This is a genomic window from Inquilinus limosus MP06 (genome assembly GCF_000767795.1).
GTDB lineage: Bacteria > Pseudomonadota > Alphaproteobacteria > DSM-16000 > Inquilinaceae > Inquilinus > Inquilinus limosus_E.
Genome location: NZ_JANX01000353.1, coordinates 1 through 6,525, shown reverse-complemented (window position 1 = coordinate 6,525; position 6,525 = coordinate 1). Strand labels below are relative to the sequence as shown.

The 6,525-nt window shown below is 67.5% G+C and carries 7 protein-coding genes; 5 read left to right on the top strand and 2 right to left on the bottom strand.

The window, feature by feature from the left end:
• Nucleotides 1–185: 185 nt before the first annotated feature.
• The 3 genes from leuD to P409_RS22615 all read left to right on the top strand — a co-directional run bounded on the left by leuD (nucleotide 186) and on the right by P409_RS22615 (nucleotide 3,684).
• Entirely contained in the window at nucleotides 186–794 is a 609-nt protein-coding gene (gene leuD, locus P409_RS22625; RefSeq protein WP_034844012.1) for a 3-isopropylmalate dehydratase small subunit, read from the top strand.
• 48 nt (nucleotides 795–842) lie between these two features.
• Nucleotides 843–1,958: a 3-isopropylmalate dehydrogenase gene (gene leuB, locus P409_RS22620; RefSeq protein ID WP_034844010.1), complete on the top strand. Its 1,116-nt coding sequence runs from the start codon at nucleotides 843–845 to the stop codon at nucleotides 1,956–1,958.
• Between the two features lie 298 nt (nucleotides 1,959–2,256).
• Entirely contained in the window at nucleotides 2,257–3,684 is a 1,428-nt protein-coding gene (locus tag P409_RS22615) for an outer membrane protein transport protein (RefSeq protein ID WP_081991719.1), read from the top strand.
• Nucleotides 3,685–3,902: 218 nt separating this feature from the next.
• Here the strand turns inward: P409_RS22615 and P409_RS22610 are convergent, their stop codons facing one another.
• On the bottom strand, nucleotides 3,903–4,598 hold the full coding sequence (locus P409_RS22610) for a cysteine hydrolase family protein (RefSeq protein WP_034844009.1): 696 nt from the start codon (nucleotides 4,596–4,598) through the stop codon (nucleotides 3,903–3,905).
• Nucleotides 4,599–4,601: 3 nt separating this feature from the next.
• Nucleotides 4,602–4,934 carry a DUF962 domain-containing protein gene (locus P409_RS22605; RefSeq protein WP_034844006.1) on the bottom strand — a complete coding sequence of 111 codons (333 nt, stop codon included), beginning with the start codon at nucleotides 4,932–4,934 and terminating at the stop codon, nucleotides 4,602–4,604.
• A 149-nt stretch (nucleotides 4,935–5,083) separates the two neighbouring features.
• Here P409_RS22605 and P409_RS22600 point away from each other — a divergent pair, with 149 nt between their 5' ends.
• Both P409_RS22600 and P409_RS38175 read left to right on the top strand, forming a co-directional pair.
• A complete protein-coding gene (locus P409_RS22600) occupies nucleotides 5,084–6,112 on the top strand; it encodes an aspartate-semialdehyde dehydrogenase (RefSeq protein ID WP_034844004.1) in 1,029 nt (342 codons plus the stop codon).
• Nucleotides 6,113–6,279: 167 nt separating this feature from the next.
• A complete protein-coding gene (locus P409_RS38175; protein ID WP_152613492.1) occupies nucleotides 6,280–6,498 on the top strand; it encodes a hypothetical protein in 219 nt (72 codons plus the stop codon).
• Nucleotides 6,499–6,525 lie beyond the last annotated feature (27 nt).

Here is a 6,525-nt window from a genome sequence, read left to right as displayed (position 1 = left end):
CCGTCCGAACCGGCACCGGGTCTGCTCTCTTCGCCCGCCAACCCCTCCCCCTAGCCCCCTCCCGCGAGGGGAGGGGGGACTCACAAGGCAATTGCACCGCGGGGATGGTGACGATTCCGCGCTTTGGGCCGGCGGCCGGCTGTGGCATGACTTGCCCGTCCTCCCCTTTGAGCACAGCCGCCGCCATGCAGCCCTTCACCACGCTCACCGCCGTCGCAGCACCACTGCCGATCGTCAATGTCGACACCGACATGATCATCCCGAAGCAGTTCCTGAAGACGATCAAGCGCACCGGCCTCGCCGCCGGGCTGTTCTACGAGCTGCGCACGGACGAGCAGGGCAACCCGAAGGATTTCGTGCTCGACCGCCCGGCCTATCAGAAGGCGCAGGTGCTGGTCGCGGGCGACAATTTCGGCTGCGGCTCGTCGCGCGAGCATGCGCCCTGGGCGCTGCTGGATTTCGGCATCCGCTGCGTCATCGCGCCCAGCTTCGCCGACATCTTCTACAACAACTGCTTCAAGAACGGCATCCTGCCGATCGCCCTGCCGCAGGAGCAGGTCGACCTGCTGATGAAGGACGCCGAGAACGGCGCCAACTCGACCGTCACGGTCGACCTGGAGACGCAGGAGATCACCCGGCCGGACGGCCAGAAGATCCGCTTCGACCTCGATCCGTTCCGCAAGCACTGCCTGATCAACGGCCTGGACGATATCGGCCTGACGATGCAGCAGGCCGGCGAGATCGACAGCTTCGAGGCCAAGCGCAAGGCGGCCCAGCCCTGGCTCGCCGCCTGAGCCGCCGCGCTCCCCCCTTCCTCCAACCCCGCTGAAGGTCGTTTTCCCATGGCTGCCAACAAGAAGCTCCTCGTCCTGGCCGGTGACGGCATCGGCCCGGAGGTGATGGGCGAGGTCAAGCGCGCCGCCGAGTGGCTGGGCAGCCACCGCGCCGTCGGCTTCGACATCGACGAGCAACTGGTCGGCGGCTGCTCGATCGATGCCAACGGCGTGCCGGTCACCGACGCGACCATGGAGAAGGCGCTGGCGGTCGACGCCGTGCTGCTGGGCGCGGTCGGCGGGCCGAAATGGGACGGCGTCGACTTCTCGATCCGGCCCGAGGCCGGCCTGCTGCGCCTGCGCAAGGACCTGGAGCTGTTCGCCAACCTGCGGCCGGCGCTGGTCTACCCGGCCCTGGCCGACGCCTCGTCGCTGAAGCGCGAGGTGGTCGAGGGCCTCGACATCCTGATCGTGCGCGAGCTGACCGGCGGCGTCTATTTCGGCGAGCCGCGCGGCATCACCGATCTCGGCAATGGCGAGCGCCGCGGCATCAACACCCAGGTCTACACGACGTCGGAGATCCGCCGCGTCGCCGCCGTGGCCTTCGAGCTGGCGCGCAAGCGCGGCAACCGGCTGTGCTCGGTCGAGAAGATGAACGTCATGGAATCGGGCCGGCTGTGGCGCGAGGAGGTGACGAAGCTGCACCAGGAGCAGTACTCGGACGTCGAGCTCAGCCACATGCTGGCCGACAACTGCGCCATGCAGCTGGTGCGCAACCCCAAGCAGTTCGACGTCATCGTCACCGACAACCTGTTCGGCGACATGCTGTCGGACGAGGCGGCGATGCTGACCGGGTCCCTGGGCATGCTGCCCTCCGCCTCGCTCGGCGCGCCCGACGCCACCGGCCGCCGCAAGGCGCTGTACGAGCCGGTGCACGGCTCGGCCCCGGACATCGCCGGCCAGGGCAAGGCCAACCCGATCGCGACGCTGCTCAGCTTCGGCATGATGCTGCGCTACAGCTTCGACCTCGGCGCCGAGGCCGACCTGATCGAGGGCGCGGTGTCCGACGTGCTGGACCGCGGCATCCGCACCGCCGACATCGCCGGCACCGGCGCCGTCCAGGTGGTGTCGACCGGCGACATGGGCACGGCCATCCTCGAAGCGATGGCGGCCCGCTCGCGGTAATCATCTCCCAGGTACTTGTGCGGTGCAGCAAGGGCGGGGCCATCGGCTCCGCCCTTTTTGTCTGGCGTTTGCCAGTCTCCGCGCAGAACCGAATCAATTTTACGCGATTCGCCCCGGCTGCCGCCGTGGAGAAACGCCGACTGTTCTTCCGGCCGCCACTTTCTGCAACGGGTTGACGTAGCGTCCGGCTGGGGTTTGACCTGCCTCAGGGATTCAATCTCATCGAGACCTTGAACAGTGCTTGACGGCGCTGCTGTCTTGGGCGTGACGTGATGTTACAAACGCAACGTTGCGCAACATGTCGGTCGACGACCGGGGGGGACATGTCGAGATGAAGCAGGGGATCATCGGGACCGTTTCGCGTCTGGCATTGGGGGGGGCGGCACTGTCCGCCACGGCGGGGCTTGGGGCCGGATCGGCGAACGCCGCCGGATTCTTCATCCAGGAGCAAAGCGTGACCGGCCTGGGCCGGGCCTTCGCCGGCGGGGCGGCCGCGGCCGACGACGCCAGCACCGTGTTCTTCAACCCGGCCGGCATGACCTTCCTGAAGCAGGGCGAGATCCAGGTCGGCGGGAGCCTGCTGCTGCCGGATTCCCGGCTTAAGGACGACGGCTCGACCATCGACTATCCGGGCTTCCGCACGCCGCTCGGCATCCTCAACCCGCCGCCCGGGGCCATCTCCGGCAGCAGCAAGAGCAACAACCCCTATGACCCGACCTTGGTGCCGCACGGCTATGTCGCCGTGCCGGTGCCGTCGACCGACAACCGCCTCTGGGTCGGCTTCGGCCTCGGCGCCCCGTTCGGACTGGAGAGCCAGTACAACAGCAACTGGTTCGGCCGCTACGACGCCACCAAGACCGAGCTGAATGTCTACAACTTCTCCCCCACCGTGGCCTATCGGGTGAATGACTGGCTGTCGATCGGCGGCGGCATCGACATCTCCTATGCCTGGGCCAAGCTCGAGAGCAAGGTGCCGAACCCGGTCGGCAGGCTGGTGCCCAGTTTCGCCGATGACGGCGATCTCACGATCAAGGGCGACAGCTGGGCGGTGGGCTACAATATCGGCGCCATCGTGCAGCCGGTGGAGGGCACCCGGCTCGGCGTCCATTTCCGCTCTGGCGTCGACCATATGCTGGACGGGCGGGCCAGCCTGAAGGGCATCGGCTTCCCGCCGCTGCCGGGCCTGCCGCAGACCGCCGATTTTGCCACCGACGGGCGGGCGAAGCTGAACCTGCCGCCGATGCTGTCCTTCGGCATCCGGCAGGAGGTGACGCCCCAGATCGCGCTGCTGGGCGGCGTCACCTGGTACGGCTGGTCGTCGTTCAAGGAGATCCGGGTCAAGCGCGCCGATGGCGGCGACGACCTGGTGAACGAGCAGCGCTACCAGGACACGGTCGGCTTCTCGGTCGGCGGCGAATACTATTGGAACGACGACCTGACGCTGCGCGCCGGCTTCCAGTACGACCCGACGCCGACCAAGTCGGGCTTCCGCTCCAGCCGCACGCCGGACGGCGACCGCTACTGGCTGTCGGCCGGCCTCAGCTACGACGTCATGGAGAACATGTCGGTCGACTTCGCCTACACCCACATCTTCATCGACGCCCGCAAGATGGACGCCGAGCGCGACTTCTACACCGGCACGCCGCTGCAGACGAATGTGTCCTACAGCGCCGACAACAGCAGCAGCGTCGACATCGTGGCGCTGGGGCTGCGGTACCGGTTCTAACGGCTTGCCGCGCCCCTTACGCTGTCATGCCCGGGCTTGGTCCACGAGTGTCGGTTGAGGAAAAACGACAACCGAGGGGGGCTTAGCTTGGATTTTGCTCTATTTTATTGTCATCCTCGGGCTTGACCCGAGGATCCAGGGGCGGCCAGAGCGGCTCTCCGTGGCCCTGGATTGCCGGGTCAAGCCCGGCAATGACAGTTGAGGGCGGGGTATGACGATCAAGGCTCATCCCCGCCATCGCGCATCTCCCGCAGCAGGCTGATCGTCTCGGCGGTCGTCCGGACGTCGCCGAAGTTGCGGTAGACGGCCGCCAGGCTGGCGCCGTGCTCCGGCTGCGGGCCAAGGCAGGCATCGGCCAGCATCACCGTGCGGAAGCCGCAGGAAAAGGCATCGCGGGCCGAGGCCTCGCAGCAGACATGGGTGACCGCGCCGGCGATCAGCACGGTGTCGATGCCGCGCTGCCGCAGCCGGTCCGGCAGGTCGCAGGCGCCAGGGAAGAAGGCGCTGTACAGCGCCTTGCGCGCCTGCAGGTCATCGGGGCGGGTCTCCAGCCCCGGATGCAGCGCGGCCCGCTTGTCGCCTTCGGCCGCCGCCGCCCGATAATGCGCGGCCGGCACGGTGCCGAGGATGTCGGGCAGCAGCGGAGATGCGGCATCCCCGGCCGGGCGAACCCAGGCGACCAGCCCGCCGGCATCCCGCAGCGCCGTGGCGAGGCGGTTGACGTTGGCGACCACAGTATCGGCATCGACCGCTGCCTCGATCCGCGGCGGCTCGATGGTGAACAGCACCGTGAGGTCGATCACCGTCAGGGCGGTCCGCCTCGGATCCAGCCGCTCGAAGGCGTGCAGCCGCCCGCGGCGGCGGATCATCCGGTCGATCAGCCGGGGCGGCAGCCAGTCGCGCGCATCCTCCATCGGCTACGGTTGCACCCCCGCCCGGCGCAGCTCGTCCTCCAGCCGGCCGGTCACCCACAGCCCGTACATGCGGAAGTCGCTCAGCAGCGACCACAGCGGGTGGGTGAAGGTGGCCGGGCGGTTGTGCTCGACGAAGAAATGGCCGATCCAGGCGAAGAGATAGCCCGCGATCAGCGCCGCCAGGAGCCACCACCAGCTGCCCGTGACCACCAGCAGCACCAGGCAGAGGATCGCCAGGCTGGTGCCGAGGAAGTGCAGCGCCCGGGTCCGCGGTTGCGCATGCTCGCGCAGGTAGTACGGCCAGAAGGCGGAATAGCTCGGCAGGCGGTCGGCCATGGCGCTTCCTCCTCGATGTCCAGCCGTCAGCCGGCACTTGACGGCATGATCGCCGCGCGCGAATCGCATGGCTGTGTCCTTGCGCGCGGATCGGCATACATTCTACCGAGTGCGTCCCCTGCAGCAATCGAACAGCCGGATTTACGGACATGGGCTATCGGGTCGCGGTCATCGGTGCCACCGGCAATGTCGGTCGCGAGATGCTTTCCATCCTGTCGGAGCGGGAGTTCCCGGTCGACGAGGTCGTGGCGCTGGCGTCGGAGCGCTCGGTCGGCCGCCAGGTCTCCTTCGGCGAGGATGATGTCCTCGACGTCCAGGACCTCGCCAAATTCGACTTCAAGGGCATCGACATCGTGCTGTCCTCGCCGGGCGCCAAGGTCTCGGCGGTGCACGGGCCCCGCGCGGCCAAGGCCGGGGCGGTGGTGATCGACAACACCTCGCAGTTCCGCATGGACCCGGACGTGCCGCTGGTGGTGCCCGAGGTCAACCCGCAGGCCATCGCCCAGTTCAGCAAGAAGGGCATCATCGCCAACCCGAACTGCTCCACCATCCAGATGGTGGTGGCGCTGAAGCCGCTGCACGAGCTGGCCAAGATCCGCCGCGTCGTGGTCTCGACCTACCAGTCCGTCTCCGGCGGCGGCAAGGAGGCGATGGACGAGCTGTTCAACCAGACCCGCGCCGTCTACGTGAACGATCCGATCGTGAAGGAGAAGTTCACCAAGCAGATCGCCTTCAACGTCATCCCGCATATCGACGTCTTCATGGATGACGGGTCGACGAAGGAGGAGTGGAAGATGATGGCCGAGACCAAGAAGATCCTCGACCCCGCCATCAAGGTCGTCGCCCATTGCGTGCGGGTACCGGTCTTCATCGGCCACTCCGAGATGGTGAACATCGAGTGCGAGAACCCGATCTCGGCCGACGAGGCGCGGGCCGCGCTGAAGCGGGCGCTGGGCATCTCGGTGGTCGACCACCGCGCCGATGAGGGCTACGTCACCCCGGTGGAATGCGCCGGCGAGGACCTGGTCTATGTCAGCCGCATCCGCGAGGACGTCACGGTCGAGAACGGCCTGTCCTTCTGGGTGGTCGCCGACAATCTGCGCAAGGGCGCGGCGCTGAACGCGGTCCAGATCGCCGAAGTCCTGGTCAAGGACGGGCACCTGCGCAAGACCGCCTGATACGTCCGATCATTGCTGCAGGAGGGGATCCCGCCCGGGATCCCCTTTTGCTTTGCTTTCGCCGGCCTTTCCTAATCGATTTTGGTTTGATGCTCGATTCAATGTGGACAATTTTATCTAACCTTCATAGATAGGGGTGGCGTCCCCCCTGTTCCGCCGGACCGCGCATGAGTCGTCTGACCGCCCAAGAGCTGGAACTCTCCGCCCGGGTGCTGCTGCGCCGGCACGGTCCGGACGCGCCGGTCGAGGCGCGGCGACAGGCAGAATCCTGCGTGCCGGGCGGCCAGAGCCACTGGGTGGCGACCTGGCTGCTGATCGCCGAGATCTGCGAGGAGCTGCTGGCGGGGCCCAGCGCCGAGGCGCCGCTCACCCATCCGGCAGGGTGAAGACGGCGCAGGGCGCCGCGATGCCGC